At 49.3% G+C, this 21,926-nt stretch carries 20 protein-coding genes; 8 read left to right on the top strand and 12 right to left on the bottom strand.

Translation table 11 applies throughout. The features are described from left to right. The first annotated feature begins 49 nt into the window (after positions 1 to 49). Positions 50 to 2,224, top strand: coding sequence for a 5-histidylcysteine sulfoxide synthase (gene ovoA / locus GA693_RS14440; RefSeq protein ID WP_160241642.1), 2,175 nt, complete (start codon positions 50 to 52; stop codon positions 2,222 to 2,224). A 76-nt stretch (positions 2,225 to 2,300) separates the two neighbouring features. Here the strand turns inward: ovoA and GA693_RS14435 are convergent, their stop codons facing one another. Further along, complete coding sequence (locus tag GA693_RS14435) at positions 2,301 to 2,549, bottom strand: DUF2789 family protein (RefSeq protein WP_160241643.1); 249 nt, start codon at positions 2,547 to 2,549, stop codon at positions 2,301 to 2,303. A 184-nt stretch (positions 2,550 to 2,733) separates the two neighbouring features. After that, the gene (locus tag GA693_RS14430; RefSeq protein WP_005182034.1) at positions 2,734 to 3,393 is read right to left on the bottom strand and encodes an HAD family hydrolase; all 660 of its coding nucleotides are present in this window, start codon (positions 3,391 to 3,393) and stop codon (positions 2,734 to 2,736) included. Positions 3,394 to 3,576: 183 nt separating this feature from the next. Here GA693_RS14430 and GA693_RS14425 point away from each other — a divergent pair, with 183 nt between their 5' ends. Next, positions 3,577 to 4,059: an RNA pyrophosphohydrolase gene (locus GA693_RS14425; protein WP_005182032.1), complete on the top strand. Its 483-nt coding sequence runs from the start codon at positions 3,577 to 3,579 to the stop codon at positions 4,057 to 4,059. 85 nt (positions 4,060 to 4,144) lie between these two features. Next, complete coding sequence (gene ptsP, locus GA693_RS14420) at positions 4,145 to 6,442, top strand: phosphoenolpyruvate--protein phosphotransferase (RefSeq protein WP_152342191.1); 2,298 nt, start codon at positions 4,145 to 4,147, stop codon at positions 6,440 to 6,442. 13 nt (positions 6,443 to 6,455) lie between these two features. Here ptsP and GA693_RS14415 read toward each other — a convergent pair whose 3' ends face one another. Continuing rightward, complete coding sequence (locus GA693_RS14415) at positions 6,456 to 6,635, bottom strand: DUF7230 family protein (protein ID WP_005182025.1); 180 nt, start codon at positions 6,633 to 6,635, stop codon at positions 6,456 to 6,458. 428 nt (positions 6,636 to 7,063) lie between these two features. Here GA693_RS14415 and GA693_RS14410 point away from each other — a divergent pair, with 428 nt between their 5' ends. Continuing rightward, entirely contained in the window at positions 7,064 to 7,555 is a 492-nt protein-coding gene (locus GA693_RS14410) for a macro domain-containing protein (RefSeq protein WP_016659595.1), read from the top strand. 151 nt (positions 7,556 to 7,706) lie between these two features. Here GA693_RS14410 and GA693_RS14405 read toward each other — a convergent pair whose 3' ends face one another. Continuing rightward, the gene (locus tag GA693_RS14405; protein ID WP_160241644.1) at positions 7,707 to 9,359 is read right to left on the bottom strand and encodes an acyl-CoA dehydrogenase family protein; all 1,653 of its coding nucleotides are present in this window, start codon (positions 9,357 to 9,359) and stop codon (positions 7,707 to 7,709) included. Positions 9,360 to 9,439: 80 nt separating this feature from the next. On the opposite strand from GA693_RS14405, the gene GA693_RS14400 reads away from it, so the two are divergent. Both GA693_RS14400 and GA693_RS14395 read left to right on the top strand, forming a co-directional pair. Beyond that, positions 9,440 to 10,105, top strand: coding sequence for a TetR/AcrR family transcriptional regulator (locus tag GA693_RS14400; protein ID WP_160241645.1), 666 nt, complete (start codon positions 9,440 to 9,442; stop codon positions 10,103 to 10,105). Between the two features lie 275 nt (positions 10,106 to 10,380). Continuing rightward, on the top strand, positions 10,381 to 11,901 hold the full coding sequence (locus GA693_RS14395; protein ID WP_005182013.1) for a catalase: 1,521 nt from the start codon (positions 10,381 to 10,383) through the stop codon (positions 11,899 to 11,901). A gap of 69 nt (positions 11,902 to 11,970) precedes the next feature. Here GA693_RS14395 and GA693_RS14390 read toward each other — a convergent pair whose 3' ends face one another. The 8 genes from GA693_RS14390 to hcaE all read right to left on the bottom strand — a co-directional run bounded on the left by GA693_RS14390 (position 11,971) and on the right by hcaE (position 19,718). After that, on the bottom strand, positions 11,971 to 13,020 hold the full coding sequence (locus GA693_RS14390) for an MBL fold metallo-hydrolase (RefSeq protein WP_005182011.1): 1,050 nt from the start codon (positions 13,018 to 13,020) through the stop codon (positions 11,971 to 11,973). A gap of 183 nt (positions 13,021 to 13,203) precedes the next feature. Further along, a complete protein-coding gene (locus GA693_RS14385) occupies positions 13,204 to 14,112 on the bottom strand; it encodes a DMT family transporter (protein ID WP_016659599.1) in 909 nt (302 codons plus the stop codon). 312 nt (positions 14,113 to 14,424) lie between these two features. Beyond that, on the bottom strand, positions 14,425 to 15,654 hold the full coding sequence (gene hcaD, locus GA693_RS14380) for a 3-phenylpropionate/cinnamic acid dioxygenase ferredoxin--NAD(+) reductase subunit (protein ID WP_160241646.1): 1,230 nt from the start codon (positions 15,652 to 15,654) through the stop codon (positions 14,425 to 14,427). A gap of 4 nt (positions 15,655 to 15,658) precedes the next feature. Beyond that, the gene (locus GA693_RS14375) at positions 15,659 to 16,624 is read right to left on the bottom strand and encodes a 3-carboxyethylcatechol 2,3-dioxygenase (protein WP_005182005.1); all 966 of its coding nucleotides are present in this window, start codon (positions 16,622 to 16,624) and stop codon (positions 15,659 to 15,661) included. 67 nt (positions 16,625 to 16,691) lie between these two features. After that, positions 16,692 to 17,507: a 3-phenylpropionate-dihydrodiol/cinnamic acid-dihydrodiol dehydrogenase gene (gene hcaB / locus GA693_RS14370; RefSeq protein WP_005182001.1), complete on the bottom strand. Its 816-nt coding sequence runs from the start codon at positions 17,505 to 17,507 to the stop codon at positions 16,692 to 16,694. Positions 17,508 to 17,509: 2 nt separating this feature from the next. Then, on the bottom strand, positions 17,510 to 17,836 hold the full coding sequence (gene hcaC, locus GA693_RS14365; protein WP_005181999.1) for a 3-phenylpropionate/cinnamic acid dioxygenase ferredoxin subunit: 327 nt from the start codon (positions 17,834 to 17,836) through the stop codon (positions 17,510 to 17,512). Continuing rightward, positions 17,836 to 18,354 (bottom strand): 3-phenylpropionate/cinnamic acid dioxygenase subunit beta, encoded by a 519-nt coding sequence (gene hcaF, locus GA693_RS14360; RefSeq protein WP_005181997.1) that lies wholly within the window; start codon positions 18,352 to 18,354, stop codon positions 17,836 to 17,838. The genes hcaC and hcaF overlap by 1 nt, the downstream gene beginning before the upstream one ends. Further along, complete coding sequence (hcaE, locus tag GA693_RS14355; RefSeq protein ID WP_005181982.1) at positions 18,351 to 19,718, bottom strand: 3-phenylpropionate/cinnamic acid dioxygenase subunit alpha; 1,368 nt, start codon at positions 19,716 to 19,718, stop codon at positions 18,351 to 18,353. Before hcaE ends, hcaF begins: the two co-directional genes overlap by 4 nt. A gap of 284 nt (positions 19,719 to 20,002) precedes the next feature. Between hcaE and hcaR the strand changes: the two genes are divergently transcribed. Both hcaR and GA693_RS14345 read left to right on the top strand, forming a co-directional pair. Next, positions 20,003 to 20,902, top strand: a complete 900-nt coding sequence (gene hcaR, locus GA693_RS14350) for a DNA-binding transcriptional regulator HcaR (RefSeq protein WP_005181980.1) — start codon at positions 20,003 to 20,005, stop codon at positions 20,900 to 20,902. Between the two features lie 306 nt (positions 20,903 to 21,208). Continuing rightward, entirely contained in the window at positions 21,209 to 21,886 is a 678-nt protein-coding gene (locus tag GA693_RS14345; RefSeq protein WP_160241647.1) for a DUF1345 domain-containing protein, read from the top strand. The last annotated feature ends 40 nt before the right edge of the window (positions 21,887 to 21,926 follow it).

Genomic DNA, 21,926 nt, shown 5'->3' with positions numbered 1-21,926 from the left:
CCCGCACAAGACACCAGGATCTTTATAAAAATGATGCAGGAGCAGAGTGATGAACCAGACCACTTCCCCGCTTGCCTATTCCCCTTCGTTCAGTTCAGCCCAGGCGCTCCAGCAGCGCCTAGCCGGCAGTGCACCGCCTTTACAGCCCAGTCCACGGCTGGATGTTATGCAGGCCGATACGCTACGTGCCACCCTCAAGCAGTATTTTCTGCAAACCTTTGACTGTTATGAATCATTGTTTAGCTGCCTCAACGGCGATGAGGCCTTTTATCACAAGCCGATTGCGCTGCGCCATCCGCTGATTTTTTACTATGGCCATACCGCGACATTTTTCATCAACAAACTGCTGCTCAGCAAACTGATTGAACAGCGTATCAATCCACATTTTGAATCCATCTTTGCGGTGGGTGTGGATGAGATGAGCTGGGATGACCTGGATGACAGCCGTTATGACTGGCCGACACCCGCGCAGGTCAAACACTACCGCGATCAGGTGCGTGCCACGGTGCTGGAAATTATTGAAAAGGCACCGCTGAGCACGCCAATTGACTGGCAGCATTCGTGGTGGTCAATTCTGATGGGCATTGAACACGAGCGGATTCATCTGGAAACCTCCTCCGTGCTGATTCGCCAGCATGCCCTTGACTATGTCCAGACACAGCCACCATGGCGGCCAAATATCCTGACTAACACCGCACCAGAGAATGCGTTGCTTCCAGTGGCAGCCGGCCGGGTACAGCTCGGTAAGGAGCGGCACGACCCGGTTTACGGCTGGGACAATGAATATGGCCAATATCAGGCAGAGGTAGCGGCGTTTGCGGCCAGCCGCTATCTGGTCAGCAATCAGGAATTTCTGGCCTTTGTTGAAGATGCCGGCTATCAGAACACAAACTATTGGGAAGATGAAGGCTGGCAATGGCGCAGCTTTGCCCAGGCCGAATATCCGACCTTCTGGCGTAAACACGGGCCGGACTGGTCACTCCGGCTGCTGACCGAAGAAGTACCAATGCCGTGGGACTGGCCGGCGGAGGTGAATTATCATGAGGCCAAAGCCTTTTGCCACTGGAAAGCGAAGCAAACTGGTCAGCCAGTACGACTGCCCACCGAAGAGGAATGGTATCGGCTGGTACAGCTGGCTGGCGTAAATGAGCCGTCTGCACCTGCCAATCTGGCGCTGGCCTATGGTGCTTCCTCCTGTCCGGTCAATACCTTCCCGCATGGCGATTTTTATGACCTGCGCGGCAATGTCTGGCAATGGACCGAAACCCCGATTTATCCATTTCCGGGTTTTGTGGTGCATCCGATTTATGATGATTTCAGCACCCCAACCTTTGATGGCCGGCATAATCTGCTCAAAGGCGGCTCCTGGATTTCTGCCGGCAATGAAGCCGAGCTGGCCTCACGCTATGCCTTTCGCCGGCATTTTTTCCAGCATGCCGGTTTCCGCTATGTGGTTTCTGATCAGGAGCCGCTGGCGATTCAATCACAATATGAAACCGACCGGCTGGTGTCTGAATATCTGGAATTTCAGTATGGCCGTGAATATTTTGGCGTGGCCAATTTTGCCCAGACACTGGTGCAACTGGCCCTGACCCAGCTGGCCGACAGACCACGACGTAAAGCACTGGATATTGGCTGTGCTACCGGCCGCGCCAGCTTTGAACTGGCCCGTTATTTTGATGAAGTGGTCGGGATTGATTTTTCAGCGCGCTTTATCCAGAACGGCGTCAAACTGGCACAGGGCGAAACCCTGCATTACAGCATCTGCACCGAAGGTGAACTGGTGGATTATCATGCCTGTGATTTAGCCCAGCTTGGACTGGCGGAGGTCCGGGACAAAGTCCAGTTTTACCAGGGTGATGCCTGTAATCTTAAAGCGATTTTCAGAGGCTATGATTTTATTCTGGCGGCCAATTTAATTGACCGGCTGCATCATCCGGCGCAGTTTTTAAGCCAGATTCATACACGGCTGAATATGGGCGGTATTCTGATGCTCAGCTCACCCTATACCTGGGTGGAAGAACACACTGTCCGCAGTGAATGGCTGGGTGGCTTTAAAAAAGATGGCGAAAACTGGAGCAGTCTGGATGGCTTAACAGCCTTGCTAGAGCCGCATTTCCGTTTAATGACTGAACCGCAGGACATCCCTTTTGTGATTCGGGAAACCCAGCGCAAGTTTCAGCATACCTATGCGCAGGTCAGCTTCTGGGAACGGATTGCCTAAATGGATAGAAAAGAAAGTGAGGGATCAGGCCAAATTCCGGATTTGGCCTGATGATCTGGAGATTTGAACGAACGATTTAACGGCGAGGCACAGAGTCTTCATGCAGCGCTTCATTCAGCTGGTCGACCGTAATGGCCCACTCCCCATCCGAGGCAATTTTTTCAGCTAAAAACTGACGTTGACCATCACTCCAGAATTCTGCATCCATAATATGAATTTCCGCCACCAGTTGATGCTGGCCGATAAAATCTTGAATCGCCTGTTCGCTGGAGTCCAGGCCCAGTTGTTCAAACAGATTGGTCATTCTTGGTCGGGTTTGGCGCATGCGTGAATCTCCCTGTTGTTGTTCTTGTCTTCACCATAGCATATAAAACTGCAAATCCTAGTGCTGTTAAAAAAAAATCACCTTTTCATAAATTTGCAAGATAGATGACAACCGGCACAGACCAAAAAACAGGGCCAGTTATAGCGGCCCTGTCTGCTGATCTTGGTGTAGATAAACTGCGCTTTTATTCAGCAGCAATCGACCAGTCCTGAATCTCCCAGCCCTGCTCGACCGCCAAGGCCCGCAGACGATCATCCGGATTCACCGCAATGGCGTGGTCTGCATATTCTAGCAAGAAACGGTCATTGATTGAATCTGAATAGGCCCAGGATTCGGTCACCTCACGTCCGGCCAGCCACTGTTCCAGACGTACCAGTTTGCCCTGCTGATAACAGGCAGTATTGATCACTTTACCGGTATATTTGCCATCGACCACTTCGGCATTGGTGGCAATGATTTCGCTAATGCCAAATTCACGGAAAATTGGCGCAGTAATAAAATCCGAAGTCGCGGTAATGCCGACCAGTGCATGTCCGGCCTCACGATGACGCTGAATCGCCTTAAAACCTTCCGGGCGCATTTGTGGACGAATCACTTTTTGCATAAACAACTCATGCAGTTCGGTCAGGTAGTGTGACTCGTGCTGGGTCAGAAATTCGAATACAAATTCGTTATAGGCAATCGGGTCAAGCTGGCCAGCTTTGTAATCTTCATAAAATTTGTCATTCATGGCGCGGTGATGAACCGGATCGACCAGACCTTCATTGACTAAAAACTCACCCCAGGAATGATCCGAATCTGTATTTAACAAGGTGTGATCGAGATCAAATAGCGCCAATTTCATGAAAATACTCGTAAAAACTGAAATTTAAGAAAAAATTTGTAAATCTATCTCCGCTAGTCGATAGAAATTCGTTAAGATCATAGCAATTTTAACATTTTTAAACTTTGCTTTTTTTCGTGTTGGATACAGAAATAAAAATCCCCGGAAGCAAAGGCATAATTTACAGAATATTTAGGTAGCCAAATGATCGACTCAGAAGGTTTCCGACCCAATGTCGGGATCATTTTGGCAAACGACTTTGGACAGGTTTTATGGGCAAAACGCATTGGACACAATGCATGGCAATTTCCACAAGGAGGTATCCAGCATGGAGAAACCCCTGAGCAGGCACTTTATCGTGAGCTGAGAGAAGAAGTTGGCTTACTGCCCGAACACGTTCAAATTATCGCACAAACGAAAGGTTGGCTGCGTTACCGTTTGCCGCACCGTTACATCCGGCCCGATTCCGATCCGGTATGTATTGGTCAAAAACAGAAATGGTTTTTACTCAAACTCACGGCCTCGGCCCAGTTGATTCAGCTCAACCTGTCCGATCCGCCCGAGTTTGATCAATGGCAGTGGGTCAGTTACTGGTACCCACTGGGTCAGGTCGTGAATTTCAAACGCGATGTGTACCGCAAGGCGATGGTGGAATTATGTCATCAATTGCCATCTAAGAAAGCCTGAAAAAAGCTGTATGATCATGCAGATTTTTTAAACGACTCTTGCTATAAAGAGAACAGAACTGGAACGCTGATTTGGAGCAGACTTTATGTCGAATATGCAACTGGATACCCTAAGACGCATTGTGCAGGAAATTAATGCGTCCACCAGTTTGCATGAATCGCTCGACATTATGGTCAATCAGGTTGCTGAAGCTATGCATGTCGATGTCTGCTCCATTTACCTGCTTGACGAGCGCAACCAGCGTTATCTGCTGATGGCCTCTAAGGGCTTGAATCCTGAAGCGGTCGGCCATGTGTCTCTGCATACAGGTGAAGGTCTGGTGGGGCTGGTCGGCCAGCGTGAAGAAATCGTCAACCTGGACGATGCACCGAAACATGAACGCTTCCTGTATTTACCGGAAACCGGCGAAGAAATTTATAATTCCTTCCTCGGCGTGCCGGTCATGTACCGTCGTAAGGTCATGGGCGTACTGGTGGTGCAGAACAAGGAATGTCAGGACTTTAGCGAAGCGGCTGAATCCTTTCTGGTCACGCTCTGCGCCCAGCTCTCTGGCGTGATTGCGCATGCGCATGCCGTGGGCAATATTGATGTCTTTCGTAAACCCAGCAATCTGCCGGCCTACAAAACCTTCCAGGGCGTTTCCGGCTCGGGCGGGATTGCGCTTGGCCGCGCGGTCATTCTCTATCCACCAGCAGATTTGGCCGCGGTACCCGACCGTGAAGCCGATGACATCAGCGAAGAACTGAAACTGCTCGACACTGCGCTGGATGCCGTGCGTCAGGAAATTCAGGCGCTGGATGACAAAATGCAGGATGCGCTGATGGCCGAAGAACGCGCGCTGTTTAGCGTGTTCCTGCGTATGCTGGATGAAAATGCCCTGCCGGCGGAAATTAAAGAACTGATTCGGGATGGTAATTGGGCACAAGGTGCGGTGCGGATTGTCATTGACAACCACATTGCCCAGTTTGCCCAGATGGAAGATGACTACCTGCGTGAACGGGTTTCCGACTTAAAAGATCTCGGCCGGCGTATTCTGGCCTATTTGCAGGAAGCCGATGCCAGCCACCGCGAACTGACCGATGAAAGTATTCTGATTGGTGAAGAAATCTCGACCGCGGCACTGGTGGAATTACCGGTCGATAAAATTGCCGCAATTGTCACCACCGAAGGCGCCATGAACTCACATATGGTGATTGTCGCGCGCGCACTGGGTATTCCAACCGTGGTCGGGGTGACTGAACTGCCGATCAACACCCTCGATGACGTAGAAATGATTGTCGATGCGCATCAGGGCCGGGTGTTTATTAATCCGCCACGGCGTTTACGCACCCGCTATAAAGAAATTCAGAAAGAAGAAGAACTGATTGCCAAAGACCTGAAACAGTATGAAACCAAGGACGCCGTTACCCCAGACGGCGTGACGGTCAAACTGTATGTCAATACCGGTCTGATGATTGATGTGGTACGCGGGGTACAACGTGGTGCCAAAGGGGTCGGCCTATACCGCTCTGAAATTCCGTTTATGCTGCGGGACCGTTTCCCGGGCGAAGAAGAACAGCGTGCCATTTACCGCCAGCAGCTAAGCCACTTTGCCAACAAACCGGTAGTAATGCGTACCCTGGATATTGGCGCAGACAAAGACCTGCCATATTTCTCGATTGAAGAAGAAAACTCAGCACTGGGCTGGCGCGGGATTCGCTTCACTCTCGATCATCCGGAAATTTTTTCTTCGCAAATTCGCGCCATGCTGAAAGCCAGCATTGGCTTGAACAATCTGCACATCCTGCTGCCAATGGTCACCAGCGTCAATGAAGTCGAAGAAGCGCTATATCTGCTAGATCGTGACTGGCATGCGGTACAGGAAGAAGAACAGGTCAAGATCAATAAACCGCGTATCGGGATTATGGTAGAAGTGCCCAGTGTGCTGCTGCAGATTGATGAATTTGCCGAACTGGTCGATTTCTTCTCGGTCGGTTCCAATGACCTGACCCAGTATCTGCTGGCAGTGGACCGTAACAATCCACGCGTGGCCAACGTCTATTCGCATTTCCATCCATCAGTGCTACGCGCACTGACCCGTCTGGTCAAGGAATGTCACAAGTACGATAAACCGGTCAGCATTTGTGGTGAAATGGCCGGTGATCCGCTATCTGCGGTGCTGTTGATGGCGATGGGCTTTAATACCCTGTCGATGAGTTCGAGTAACATTCTGCGCGTGCGTAAAGCGATTTGCCATGTGCCGATGAGCGAAGCACAGGAGCAGCTGGAACGGGTGCTGAAAATGAATAATTCGCTGATGGTGAAAAGCTGGATGGAATATTATTTTAAAACCCATGGTCTGGGCGATATGGTCAAGGCCTCTACCCGGATTGTTGGCGCTTAAGCCATATTTTGATTTAAATCAGACAGAATGAATAAGGGCGATAATCATCAGAATATCGCCCTTGTTTGTGTTTGCTATAGCCGCGTTTGGCATTCTTTTTCCGGTCGACAAAAACCTGGCTCTTGTTGACCTCATGCATATATTTGGCCACGAAGTTATGCTGAATCACTTCTGGCTGTTTTTTCTTTGCCATCACTTTATCCTTCCGGTTCATGATTTGAATGCAGGTGTTCCTGCGCTGTATTGATGGGTACATTTGCGCAAAATTCAAGCGCATTTTAGCCTTAAAACTGCGTTTTGCTTCCCGTCGACATCCCTTTGGAATGGGGAGTCAATCATACATTTTTTTGGACAATTCAGCAGCAATTTTGCGACAGTCATGTAACAATAAAAGAAACGGTATAGAAAAATTTTGCAGTGTTTTTCTGAACATTCTTCAGTCAAAAAATGAAAGTAGATTCAGCTGCTCTGCCCCTATAATTATACCACAAAATCTTATATTTTTTATTATTTTGCAAAGACTTAGCAGTTATATAGCACGCTAGAAAAAACTTCCTGATGGGCTAAGATAAAGCTAGAAGATCAATTCAAACAGCCTCTTCCAAAACAGGAGTTCACAGCATGATTTATGAAGTTTCTGGAGATATTTTATTAAGCCAGGCTCGTGCCATTGCCCACGGTGTTGCCCCAAATGATAACTTTGCCACCGGACTGGCTTTAAGTCTGCGCGAACACTGGCCAGCGCTGTATAAAGACTTCCGGAACTATTGCCATATTTATCATCCTAAAGCGGGTGAGCAGTGGACCTGGGTCAATGCCGAAGGTCAGCGCATCATTAACCTGATGACTCAGGAAGCAGCCTATGACAACGGTTCTAAGCCGGGTAAAGCATCGACAGAATACGTCAACCGCACCCTGAAAAACCTGAAACAGCTGGTTGAAGCCGAGAATATTGAAAGTTTGGCGCTGCCACGTCTGGCTACCGGTGTCGGCGGTCTGGATTGGGAAGAAGTCCGCCCGCTAATTTACAAGCATTTAGAAGACCTGAATATTCCGGTTTATATCTACACCCTGTACCAGAAAGGGGTGAAAGCAGACGAACCGGCGCATTAAGCCAAACTCGTTTGATCGTTAGCGTGAGACTGATGCCGGGATCACACGGCTGCGCAACTGCAGACCGCCATGCATCCAGTCCGATTTCCCCGCTTGGCTGAAGTCAAGCGGGGAATTTTTCTATCAGGATACGCTCTATCACGCGTGATGTTTAAACCGCCAGCGCACGTTCTAACAGCCGGGCAACATCGACCTGGGCCGGGTCTAACATGCCCACCACCTGACCATGCAGGGTCTGATAACGGCTCTGGATAAAGGCCTGTGCCACAAAATCAGGTGCATGCTGGTTTAAGATGACCGCCTGTGCCAGCAGCACCAAACGGCTTACCAGCGTACGTGCCATAAACTGCAAGGCTTGTGGGTCTGTCTGCTGGAACAGCTGCATCAGCGCCTGTAATTCCTGCTGTAACAGCGGCTGCTGTTGCACACCGTCGGCCAGCGACTGCAACAGGACCTGCATGGAGGCCGGATCACGCTGTATCGCGCGTAGCACATCCAGACACATGACATTGCCCGACCCTTCCCAGATACTATTCACCGGAGCTTCTTTAAAAATACGCGCCATGATGCCAGTGTCGACATAGCCATTGCCGCCAAAGACCTCCATCATTTCGCCGCTCAGCTCGACAGTACGCTTACACACCCAGAACTTGGCAGCCGGGGTCATAATCCGCTTCCAGGCCTGCGCCAGCGGCGTATCCAACTGGTAGCACTGCGCCAGATAAAAGCCCAGCTGCACCGCGGCTTCGGTTTCCAGTGCCAGATCAGCCAGCACCGCCTGCATCAGCGGCTGTTCAGCCAGCGGCTTGCCAAAGGCTTTGCGTTGCCGGGTATAGGCAATACATTGCACCAGCGCCTGGCGCAACATGGCACTGCTGCCGACCACACAGGTCAGGCGGGTATAATTGGCCATTTCAATAATGGTGGGAATACCACGGCCAGCTTCGCCAATCATGATGCCCCAGGCCTCATGAAACTCGACTTCCGAGCTGGAATTGCTGCGGTTGCCGACCTTGTCTTTTAGACGCTGGATATGAATCGTGTTCTTGCGACCATCTTCCAGCCAGCGCGGGACAAAGAAGCAGGCCAAGCCATCCTGTTTGGTTTTAGCCACCACCAAATGCGCATCGCACATCGGCGCCGAGAAAAACCATTTATGCCCGGTCAGCAGATAGGGCTGGCCACGACCCGCTGCCCCCACCGGAGTGGCGATGGTTTCATTGGCGCGTACATCGGAGCCGCCCTGCTTTTCAGTCATGCCCATGCCCAGCCAGATTGATGTTTTCTGCGCCATTGGAATATCCCGCGCATCATATTCATTCGACAGCAGTTTATCGCCGAGCTGTTGCCACAGTTCAGGTTCACGCTGAATAAGCGGAATACTGCCCAGGGTCATGGAGGCAGGACACAGGTTGCCACATTCGACCTGACCACTCAGATAAAACCGCGCTGCCCAATCGAGCCAGCCAGATGCGGACTGAGGTTCAATAAAGGGATGGGCATGGGTCTGAAATTCCCGGTTCAGCGCCATCCAGTAATGCCAGGCCGGATGGAACTCGACCACATCCTGACGGCGGCCGCGAGCATCAAAGGCCTGTAACTGCGGGGTATGGCTATTGGCTAAATGGGCAGAATGATAAGCCTCTGCCGATCCGGCCTGCTGACCAAGGGCGCTAAGGCGTGCCTGATCCTGACTGCCATAGCGCTGCAAGATTTCCTGCAACACGCGGTCACTCGCAAACAGGTTATAATCCTGACGTTCATCAAACTGATTCTGAATAGAATGGGTCATCCATGCCTGCATCGTTCATCGTTCCTGATTGATTATGATGATAGGCTTTCAGTATAAAGAATATTCACCCACAGCATGTTCGGTTTTCAGTCATGACCTCCCCCTCTGTACAGCTGCGGCGTAAGCCTCGCCAGTCCCGGGCCAAACAGACCCAGCAGGCACTGCTGGACAGTGTTGTTCGGCTTTTGCAGCAGCAGACACCCGCACAACTGACCATCCGTGAGATTACCGAACTGGCCGGGGTCGGTCTGGGCACCTTTTATGAATACTTTGCCCAGAAAGAAGATTTGCTGGCCTGGGTGATTCACCAGCAGATTATCCAGCATGCCGAGGCGCTACGCAGTTATACCCAGCCACCGCTACAGTTATCCACAACTGGTGATGTTTGCAGCGATATACTGACCCTGCTGCGCTTTCAGCTTGACCGTATCCGCAGCGAACAGCGGCTGTGGGCCAGTGTGTTTTTACTGGAACGCAGCCTGTCGAGCGAGCAGGCCTATCAAAAGCATTATCAGCTGATGCTGGACAGCTGGCAGCAGATTTTAAGCCGCTATACGCCTGAAACCCGCGAACGCTTGCGCTGTGCCGAAAACCTGCATCGCATCAGTTATGGCTTTATTTCACAAACCCTGTTAATCCAGCCCACATTTCAGGACTGGCCGCAACTGCAGGCAGATATTGAACTGGCCATCCAGCCATTTTTAGCCCGGCTCATCTCAACAAAATCCGACCAAAACACTCAGAAATCAAAACTTTAAGCTATCGATTATTCCTTTGAGCACTAATCGTTTTATCTATTTGAAAAAGTGTTATATTCGGTTTAAGTTAAATAAGAACCAAGTTGCATTTTTATGTTTTTTTATCCATCGTCATTCTGCCCAGCCAGCTATTGCAAGGTAGATTTCAATGATAAGCTGGGTTTATTTTTTATATTGATGACTTTGATAACGGTTAATTTCATGAGATGTCACCTGCCTGGAGAATCCAGCCCGTGTCCAACGTCAGCACATGAATACAATAACGGAGAACGATAATGAGCCAAGACTTTAAAAAATGTCCGGTCACCCACCTCACCACCGATGCCGGTGCTCCGGTGGTCGATAACCAGAACAGTATGACCGCCGGTGCCCGCGGTCCATTACTTACCCAAGATTTATGGCTCAATGAAAAACTGGCGAACTTTGTTCGTGAAGTGATTCCTGAGCGTCGTATGCACGCCAAAGGTTCAGGTGCATTCGGAACCTTTACCGTGACTCACGACATTACCCAATATACCCGCGCCAAAATTTTCTCTGAAGTCGGCAAGAAAACCGAAATGTTTGCCCGCTTCTCGACGGTGGCCGGTGAGCGCGGTGCTGCCGATGCCGAACGTGATATTCGCGGTTTTGCACTAAAATTCTATACCGAAGAAGGCAACTGGGATTTAGTCGGTAACAACACACCGGTGTTCTTCTTCCGTGACCCGCGCCAGTTCCCGGACCTGAACAAAGCGGTAAAACGTGATCCAAAAACCAACGTCCGTTCTGCTAACAACAACTGGGATTTCTGGACCCTGTTACCAGAAGCGCTGCATCAGGTGACCATTGTCATGTCAGACCGCGGTATTCCTGATGGTTATCGCCATATGCATGGTTTTGGCAGCCACACCTACAGCTTCATTAATGCCAACAATGAACGTTTCTGGGTCAAATTCCATTTCCGTACCCAGCAGGGCATTAAAAACCTGACCGATGCCGAAGCCGCAGCACTGATTGGCCAGGACCGTGAAAGCAGCCAAAATGACCTGTTTAATGCAATTGAACGTGGCGATTTCCCGAAATGGACCCTATTCGTGCAGATCATGCCGGAAACCGAAGCGGAAACCGTGCCTTATCATCCGTTTGACCTGACCAAAGTCTGGCCAAAAGGTGATTATCCATTAATTGAAGTCGGTGAGTTTGAACTGAACCGTAACCCAGAAAACTATTTCCAGGATGTGGAACAGGCCGCTTTTGCACCAAGTACTCTGGTGCCGGGGATCAGCTATTCACCAGACCGTATGCTGCAAGCGCGTTTAATTAACTATGCCGATGCCGCACGTTATCGCGTGGGGGTAAACCATTCCCAGATTCCGGTAAACGCAGCCCGTTGTCCGGTCCACTCTAACCGCCGTGATGGTCAGGGCCGTATGGATGGCAACTATGGCGGCTTGCCACACTATGAGCCAAACAGCTTCCAGCAATGGCAGGAACAGCCACAGTACCGTGAACCACCACTGAAAATCCGTGGCGATGCCGATTTCTGGGATTATCGTCAAGATGACAGCGATTACTTTAGCCAGCCGCGTGCCCTGTTCAACCTGATGAATCCTGAACAGAAACAGGCGCTGTTTGACAATACTGCGCGTGCCATGGGCGATGCCTATGACTTTATCAAGTACCGTCATATCCGTAACTGCTTTATGTGTGACCCGGCCTACGGCGAAGGTGTAGCCCAAGCCTTGGGGATGACCGTGGCAGATGCTCAGGCCGCTCGAGCCACCGACCCTGCGCTGGGTCAGCCAGGCGTGCTCTAAGCCTCTACACAGAGAGTTCAAGCCATAAAAAAACCACCTTCGGGTGGTTTTTTGTTGCAGGATTTAAACTTAAACAATCAGCTTCTTGCCTTCGCGAATGCAATAAAACGGATTCATCAGTTTTGAGGATTTACGCATGGCATTTTGCAAATCGACTTCCGGCTGTTCACGGCCTTCATCGGTGAGCTGGAAGGTACGGTAATGAATGGCCAGCGAACATTTGGAATGCAGGTCTTTATGCGCCTGAAAAGCATCTTCCGGATTCATGTGCATATAGCGCATCAGGTCCCGTGGCTCATAGGCACCAATCGGTAATAGTGCAATCCGCGGTGCGCCAATACGGGCATGGATTTCCTTAAAATGCGAGGAATAACCGGTATCTCCGGCAAAGAAGCAGTGATCTTCACCATGCAGAATCGAGAAGCCACCCCAGAGGGCACTGTTCTGGTCGCGCATACCACGGCCTGAACCATGCTGCGCCGGAATATAGACCAGTTTTAATTCATTAAATAGCGCCGATTGCCACCAGTCCATTTCCACCACATGAAAGTTTTTTGGCAAATACCAGCTGTTGCCCAGTCCGGTATAAATTGGCATGGCAAAACGGGCATGTAACCAGCGCAGGGTGGCCAGATCCATGTGGTCATAATGGTTATGGCTCAACAGCACCGCATGAATGGTCGGTAACTCTTCCAGGGCAATTCCAGCCGGGCAAATCCGTTTCGGACCTCTGCCCTGCTGCGGTCCGGCATATTCACACCAGACCGGATCGGTCAGGAAATTATAGGGGCCAATCTGAATCAGAACGGTAGCATGCCCTACAAACCAGATCTGCCAGTCATCCAGGCTGGCATTCGGACGTTCCTGCGGAATCGGACGCTTGCCTTCAGCGGGCTGCTCTGGTGTGTTTTCTGCGGTCCAGCTATTGCGTTTACGCTGTAACAGCCATTTCAGCAAATCACTGCGGCTACGCCCTTCGGGTGCCGGCACCGGATTGAAAAACTGGGCACCGTTATAATGCCGGGAAGGTAAAAACTGCAAAGCAGGCTGACGCCAGGCGTGTGACCAACATGTTTCGGTTGGTAGCTGAAAATGCTTAGGTTCCGCGTTTTGATTCATGTCAGTCCGATAAAAATTGAAGCACGTAGAGCAAATCCTGTGATTTATTAAGTCTTCATTACACAGGACAGCAAGTGCCGATGCAATATGCATAGTATCCAAAATTGTGGAATATTTTGTTTTATGTTTTTGTTGTTTTTAGCAAAAGCCAAAACAGCAGGAAGCGCATGGCTTCCTGTGCTGTCACCATTTAGAAAAATACTGACGCTGCCAGTCTTTCCAGAAATACATCACAATGCCCAGCATCACCACCGCAATCCCGGCCACCGCATGTGCACTGATATGCTCATGATTCAGGGTCGCTCCGAGTACCAGTGCAATAATCGGGGTCATCACATTGCTTAAAGAGACAGTGGACGCAGCCAGACGGCGAATCAGCCAGAAATAACACAGCATCGCCACAATCGAAGACATGATCATGGTAAACAAAAAGCCAATCATGGTTTGCATGCCCGGCCATTCGGTTGGCATATGTGACCAGATGAATGGCAACATCAGCATTGAACCCAGTGCCGAGACCAGCAAGGAACCGGTGGCCTGTGACATCGGACTCAGTGGTGCATTAATCTGCTTGACCCAGAAAATCGAGCTGATATACGACACCATGCTAATTAACATCAGCACAATCCCAATCGGGTTGATCTTGCTGTCTGCCGAGTCGGCAAAGACATAACTCAGCCCGGCCACCGCCACCGCCATGCCCAGCCATTGCAGGGCCACCAGTTTCTGGGTTTTTAAAATCACATGGCCAATTAAACCGGCAATAAGCGGGGAAAAACCAAAAATCAGCGCCATTAAACCCGAAGTCAGGTAATTGGCTGCCAGATAAATAAACAGCTGCGCACCAATCAGGTTCAGGCTGCCCGCCACATAACTTTTGAGTGAGGTTTCATCCAGCGGCAACGGATCACGCATCAGTTTCAGTAAAAACAGCGCAATCAGCGAAGCCCCGAAATAGCGGATAATCAGCACCCACATGGGATGGACTTCTTCCACACTCCACACAATCGCCAGCGGCGTGGTGGCCCAGATCAGCACCAGCAAGGCATAGATACTGGCGGTAACGATCATGGGAGATGAGTTTGAACTCATAGACAACTCAACTAAATTTGAAAACCATAAAATGAAGGCATCTTTATTCAAACCCATCTTGAAATAATGAGGATGACGACCTGAATGTCACCACGGAACGAAGAGAGACGCCCAAACAATGAAAAGAGTTTTGCCCTGCGAACTCAAAAATAAATTTTGAGGATTCTTATCAGCTTTAAAAAGTAAGACCTACCGACACAAAGTCATGTACAAATCACCATGCACATTGTGCTCATGTCTCGACATTAAAATAAAACAGCCATAAAAAAGCAGACCAAAGTTACCCAAGGTCTGCCCTGCCGTATCGCCGGATTATTTTACCAGCTTACGAAGATCCTGACTCAGATCGAGATATTTGTCAGCCTCAAAAGCCGCCTGTTTGCTGATCAGCTTTTTCAGGTGACGCATGTCTTTGGCTGCATTCACGGTAATCCCGCCAACGATCACGCCATCGGTGACACCAAACAATACGAATGATGATTCAGCACGCAGTTCAGGTTTAATCTCGCCACGCACATGCCATTCAGCCGCTGCCATATCACCAACAAACTGATAGTTGATGTCCAGCTGATCGGTCCAGAACCAGGCCGGGTTTGCCGCTGGATGTTCAACGCCCATCACGTGACGCGCGAAGATACCCGCTTGCAGGTTGGCATTTTCCCAGGTTTCAACGCGGCGGTGGTTACCACAGTCACGCAGTTGCGTGGCCACGTCACCCGCTGCATAAATATCCGGATTTGAAGTCTGGCAGTTTTCATTGACCTTAACCGCAAAGTCCGCATCCAGACCGGCTTCAACGGCCAGCTGTGCATTCGGGATAATCCCGATGCCATAGACCACAGCATCTGCACGCAGCTCTTCACCGCCTTCCAGTGTTACCACAATTTCTTCGCCATCCAGCTTGCATTCTGCAATCTGGGTCGACAGGCGTACATCAACACCGGCCAGTTGTTGCTGCTCCAGCAGGAACTCGCTCAGGATGCGTGGTGATGAACGACCCATCACCATTGGACCCATTTCAATCACGGTCACTTCACATTCTTTAAAGCGTGCGCTTGAGGCAAGCTCCAGACCGATGACACCGCCACCAATCAGGATGATACGGCGGCCCGGCTGTAATACCGGCACCAGCGCTTGTGAATCTTCCAGGTTACGCAGGGTGTACACGTGTTTACCCAGCGCATCGAAGTTGGGTAAACGACGCGCTGCACCACCGGTGGCCAGCAGTAACTTGTCATAAGCAACGACATCACCGTTTTGCAGTTCAACCGTTTTTGCCTCGGCATTGATTTTGGCCACACCGTTACCACGGATGGTTTCAACGCCCAGTTCCGCCAGTTTTTCTTCTGACAGAATTTCGATTTTGGTTTCGGCTGGTTTGAGAATCACATCTTTAGACAAAGGCGGACGCTCATACGGCAAATGGGTTTCATCCCCGATCAGGGTGATTTTGCCTTCGTATTTGTTGCCACGTAATTCCAGAATTGCGCTGGCACCGGCCTGACCTGCACCGACAATCACGATGCTGTTTACATTGCTCATTCAGTTAACCTTTTAATTCTGCAGAAACGATACCGAAACCGGCAATCCACTCGCTGATTTCTTCATAGCAGTGGGTGGTCATGTCATATTCGCCCAGCTCATGCAATGCAGCAAATGCCGCCATCCATGAACGGACTTCCTGACCGCCACGGCCGCCATCACGACGGATTTCCGCTTCAGTCATGGCTTCCAGTGCTGCGAAATCTGCCTGCTTGAATTTCTCCAGCAAAGCAATATCCCATTCCGCATTCAGCGGGACTGCCACAGAAGTATCCCCCGCGGCCAGCTTCTGACCCACGGCAATAATTTTTGCCTGACGGGCTTCACGGGCTTCCGGGGTCGGGTTACGACCGGCAATCAGGAATTCTTCCACTTCTGGTGGTACCGAACCCATTTGCGGGGTTGGTGGATCGTGAGACAGACCACCCGTACCCAGAACCAGTACGCGTTCGTTTTCAAGATTCAGTGACTTGATAAACTGACCGACCGCACGACCTAAAGCGATGGTACGTTTGGTGGTTGGCATTGGTGCAGCTGCACCATTAATGAAAACTGGAATAGTAGGATAACGATCGAGCTGACCACCACACAGGAAATGTAATGGCTGGGTCACACCGTGGTCGGCCTGCATACGATACGAATAGGCCACATCCACGCCTTCATCGAGGACACGGCGAACCAGATTGAGTGCAGTTTCTTCAGGCACATCAATCTTGTTGTTGTCTTTACCATAGTCCCAGTCACCTGCTGCAGTGGCACGAATACCCACACAGAAACTTGGCATCAGGTCATAGAAGAAACCATTGAAATGGTCTGGACCAAAGGTAATGATCAGGGTTGGATCGTAGGCTTTGACTTCCGCAGACAGTTTTTCAAACGCCTGACGAACAGCTTGTTCTTTGCGTTGTTCTTGCGGAGTGGCAAACTCCATTAAAGGACTGTGCGATGCACAAATAAGTTTAACGGCCATGTGTGACTCCTAAACGGAAGGCAGCCAAAAGGCTGCCGGGTTAGTCCATTATGTTTTAAGGCGTGAATTACTCGTCAAAGAAACCGGCACGTGGTTGACGTAAACCACGAATGCCCAAGCCACATTCCGCGTTAATCAGCACGCCGGTCAGTGGACGGTTGTTTTGACGTGAAGCCAGCAGCACATATGAACCGGTCATATCTTCTGGTTCTGGCAAGAAGTTCAGTGGCATACCACGGGCAATTTTCTCAGGATCACGTGCATCGAGCAGGCCAACATTTTCCTGACCGAGTGATGCCGCGCCTTTGATATTCACATTCATGGCAGACGGTGCCACGGCATTGACACGAACTTTTGGCGCTAATTCATAGGCCAGTTCTTTCATGATGCCTACACCGGCATGTTTGGATGCGGTATAAACAGGACCACCGCCCGATGAATACAGCGCAGAGTTTGATAAAGTGAAGATAATTGAACCTTCAGACTTGATCAGTTCGTCTAGCGCTGCTTTGGCACCCAGGATCAGCGACTTGGTATTAATGCCCATGATTTCATCAAAGGCTTTATCCAGTTGCTCACCCGAGGTGTTGACGATATCGGCATAGTGATCCCAGATACCGGCATTACCCACAAAACAGTCAAGCTTGCCAAAACGCTCAACGGTCGCTTGAACAGCACGGACATTGTCTTCATAGTTGGCAACATCACCAGCGATTGCAAGAATTCGGTCACCGAAGTGTTCCTGTAAAGCATCAACTTTAGACTGAGAACGCTGAAGAACGGCCACCTGTGCTCCTTCTTCTAAAAAACGCTCAACCAAAGCCCAGCCTAAACCTGAACCACCACCAGTGATGAGTGCAACTTCGCCTTTTAGCCAACCCATGATTACTCTCCTGCCATCTCTACATATAACGCGCCATCTTCAACAATCACTGGGAATGTCTGGATTGGATCTGTTGCTGGCAAGCACAGTGCCTGACCAGTTTTCAAACAGAAACGTGCAGAGTGCAGCGGACATTCAACTGTACCGTCGTCTTCCAGATAACCTTCAGACATCGATGCATTACCATGTGAACAGCGATCATTCATTGCGAAGAATTCACCGCCATTGTTGAATACTGCCAGCGCATCGATACCGTTTACGCCGCAGTCCACTTTCAATGCTTCGCCTTCGTCAAGCTCGTCAACTTGGCAAACAAAAATCTTATTCATTAGAAGAACACACTCAGGTTATGTGAGTTATAGGTAACTTGGTCAAGCGTGATCTTACGGTTGAAGATCTGGAAGCCTAAGCCGCCTTCAACTTTACGGATCTTGTCATGACGCTTACCACAGTAAATCGTAACGTCTTTCTCTTTTTGGGTACGGTACAGTAAATAAGTCACGTACACATCGTATTCGCCTTCTACTTCAGACGCTTCAACAATCACGTTAGACACCATGTGAGTCGTACGTGATGGAGGCTCTTCTGCCCAGGCCATACCGGTTTCAAGACGGGCAACACGACGTTCCAACAGATCTTTCGTATCGTTGAACACCCAAGTCGTCGGTGGTTCAACCGAACGACGACGGTCACGGGTTTGTGCGTTTGGTGTGGTACGTAGCGTATAAGAAATATCTTCAGCTAGCGTGTCTAACCACTCGCGGAATTTCCAGTCATCAAGAAGCTTGGCTTCTTGATACAGGAACTGACTGATCTGGTGATGAAGTTCTAAGCTGATTTGACTCATTTCATAAGCTCCTTCTCGTATTCGTCAGCCGCTTTTTCAACGTCTTCCCATTTTTCATGGATCAATAAATCTGCCCAGCGACGGTACATACCGCGTGCTGCAGTTTCAGAGAAAATGTAGTTGGTGATGCCCGGGATACCATCTTCACGTACTTTCTCGTTGCCTTTACCCATCTCAACGATCAATTTGTTTTGACGTGCTTTATAACCACGTAAAACTTTCTGAATCTCGATCCAGTTCTCAGAGTCATCTTGCTCCAGGAAGCCGGCAGGACCGAATGCACGCGTTGCAGAGCGTTCAAACGCTTCTTTCACTTCTTGAGACGCTTCAGCATCGGCAATACAGAATGCCCAAACTTCAGTTTTGTTTGGACCACGTGGGTGCCATACGCGAAGTGTTGCAGTACCGTTCAACCAAGACAGTGTCGGGAACATGGTGTTGTGACCTGCAAGACGCAGCGCACGTACTTCACCTAGACGCTCTTTTACTTCTTCATACGTTTCGCGGAAGTAGTTGGCCACTTCACCGTCAACCCAAACGTTTGCATCTGGTTTCTCTGTGAAGAAGAAGCCTGAACCGTGACCACGTGAACCGTATTGCAGTGCATCTTTTGCAGTTTCCCAAACTGGACGAGCCGTTTGAGCAGCACCTAATTTCTTGGTTGATTCGTCGTCTGGTTTCGCGCCAAGTACCTGAATCGCAGATGCGTGAGAGAACAGAGCGTGGTATTGGTCAGATGCAAACTGTTCAGCTGCAAATTTCCAGTTACACTCGATTTCCCACTTGTGTACACCACCGATGATTTCAGTACCACCTGGACGACGGTCTACAACGCCATCAAGATACCAAGCGATATCACCCATGTATTCTTCTAGATCTGGTGTGGTTTCATCCCAGCAGCCGAATACCAGGCCTTTGTAAGACTTCACACGGTTTACTTCAACCAGACCCCATTGCTCTTTACATGCACCATGCGGGTAAGCACGATCTTCAAGCGGGATGTCTTTTAAAGAACCGTCAATACCGTAAGACCAGCCGTGGTATGGGCAAGTAAACGCACGGGTATTACCACAGTCTGCGAAGCTTACGCGCATAGAACGGTGACGGCATTGGTTTAAGAATGCTTTGATCGAGCCATCTTTTTGACGTGCCACAATGATCGGATCTTCACCCATATAGGTATTGAAGAAGTCGCCCGCCTTAGGAATTTGGCTTTCATGGCAAAGGAATAACCAGGTACGACCAAATACACGTTCAAGTTCTAACTCGTAGATATCTGGATCAGTATAGATAGATGGCGTAATACGTCCATTTTGTGCATCGACTAAAGCGTCGATTTCGCGCACATCAATTTTTCCACTCATTGAAAGCTCTCCTGTGACCGACACAACGGCACAAAATAAATAGACTCAACTTTGCATGGATAATGATTTTTTAGCGGGGTTTAGTGAAATATTTTTTTTGTTTTAATTAAGATATTTTATCAATTACTTATCGCTTATTTCTCTTTATTAAAGCATTAATAAAATTTGAAAGCCTATTTATTTCCTAAATGGCAGAATAATCTTCACCTAATAGTTGATTATAGACTATACTCTTAAGACATGATAGTTAGACATTTTTTGAATTAATCTTTTGGAATGGGTTTATGGAATTACGTCACCTTCGCTATTTCATTACCGTGGCTGAAGAACTGAACTTCAGTAAGGCTGCCTTGAAGCTCTACACAGCCCAGCCTTCTTTAAGTCAACAGATTAAAGACCTCGAAGAAGACGTTGGCGTAAAACTGTTACACCGGACCAAACGTAAGGTCGAACTGACAGAAGAAGGCGCAGTGTTTCTGGAACAGGCGCGCTTGACCCTGGCGCAGGCCGACAAAGCCGTGGCTATGGCGCGTCAGGTGTCCCAGGCCAAACAGCAGATGCTACGCATTGGCTTTGTACCGGTCGCGGAAATGAAGATTTTCCCGTATGTGTTGCCGAATCTGCGCGTACAGAACCCCGATCTGAAAATTGAATTGCTCAGTATGAACAACAATGATCAGATGAAAGCCATTAAAAAAGGTGAACTGGACATCACCTTTACCCGTCACAACTTTAACAGTGATGAAATTGAAAGCCAGTTCGTGCTGCGCGAACCGCTGATTTTCATTTTGCCAAAAGACCATCCGCTGGCCAAATACGAACGTATTCCGGTCAAAGCTCTTAATGGCATTGATTTTATTATTCCGGCCGCAGAGCAGTCGCAGAATCTGCACGACATGATTCTAAACTTTGCCAAGACCAATGGTATTGAATTTAATATTGTGCAAAAAGCCGACAACATCCTGTTCAATATCAACTCGATTGGTATGGGACTGGGTTGTACCATTTTGCCGGGCTACATTGCCCCGCTGACCATGAACAACACCATCATCCGTCCGCTGGATATCGAACTGCCTTATCTGGACCTGTATGTCAGTTACCGTAAAAACAGCAACTCGCCATCGGTCGACAAGTTTATGGAACTGTTGACCCGGGTGTTTTATCTGGATATTAACCGCGATTAAGCCGCGCTTTGGCTGACTGCCTGCCAGCATCATTATTTCGAGACTAAATAATGGTGCTTTTTTTATGGCCAATTTGCCGACTTTTTAATCAGATTAGACTTAAGTCGCAGGCTTTTTTGCACCATTTTTTATCATTTTTGCACTTTTACGACTTTTTCTCTGCTAGCCGCACAGATTTATTTTCAGCCGCAAACTACAACTTAAGTCTAATAAGCTAGACTACAGTGAAGTGCCGCTATGTTCTGCCCCTGAAGCAGGATGCTAGGCATGCTTTTATCTGTCATGGGCCAGATCAAAGGAATAAGAATGATAAAAACACCGTTTAGCCATATTAAAACCGGGATGCAGTCTCATCCTTATTTTTTTATCAGTTTTCTGATCACCACGGTGCTGTACGGTATTTTTCAGTGCTTGAGCCCGTGGACCTGGTCGACCTGCCTGCTCATCAGCTGGAATATTGCCGTGTCCGGCTATCTGCTCTTTACCCTGCTGAATTTCTGGCACAGTGATCATCAGCATATTCTGCAACGCGCCCAGCAGCAGGATGCCAGTAAATGGCTGATTCTGTTACTGCTGTTTCTCACCCTGGTGATGTGTTTTATTGCGATTATTGTCGAGATCAACTTATTTGCCCAAACCGACTTTGCACGCATGGGGCATTTTCTGCTGGCGATTACCACTATTTTATGTGCCTGGCTGTTTATGCATACCATTTTTGCGATTCACTATGCGCATGACTATTATCTGGCGCTGCAACAGCATCAGGCAGGTGGGCTGGAGTTTCCGAAAACCCCTTACCCGACCTATCCGGATTTTCTCTATTTTAGTTATGTGATTGGCACGTCGGCACAAACCGCCGATGTCAGCATCAGCTCACGCGCGATGCGTATCCTGAACACGCTGCATATTGTGCTGGCCTATATGTTTAACACCACTATTCTGGCGATTTGTATTAATCTGGTGGCCAGCTTTATTCAGCACTAAACCGGTTGAGCCAGAAATTCCGCCCATAAAAAAAGGATGG

Origin of the sequence: Acinetobacter indicus, from assembly GCF_009914475.1 — a bacterium.
Taxonomy (GTDB): Bacteria; Pseudomonadota; Gammaproteobacteria; order Pseudomonadales; family Moraxellaceae; genus Acinetobacter; species Acinetobacter indicus.
The sequence above is the reverse complement of the archived record's forward strand: the minus strand, read 5'-3'. Positions and strand labels throughout refer to the sequence as shown.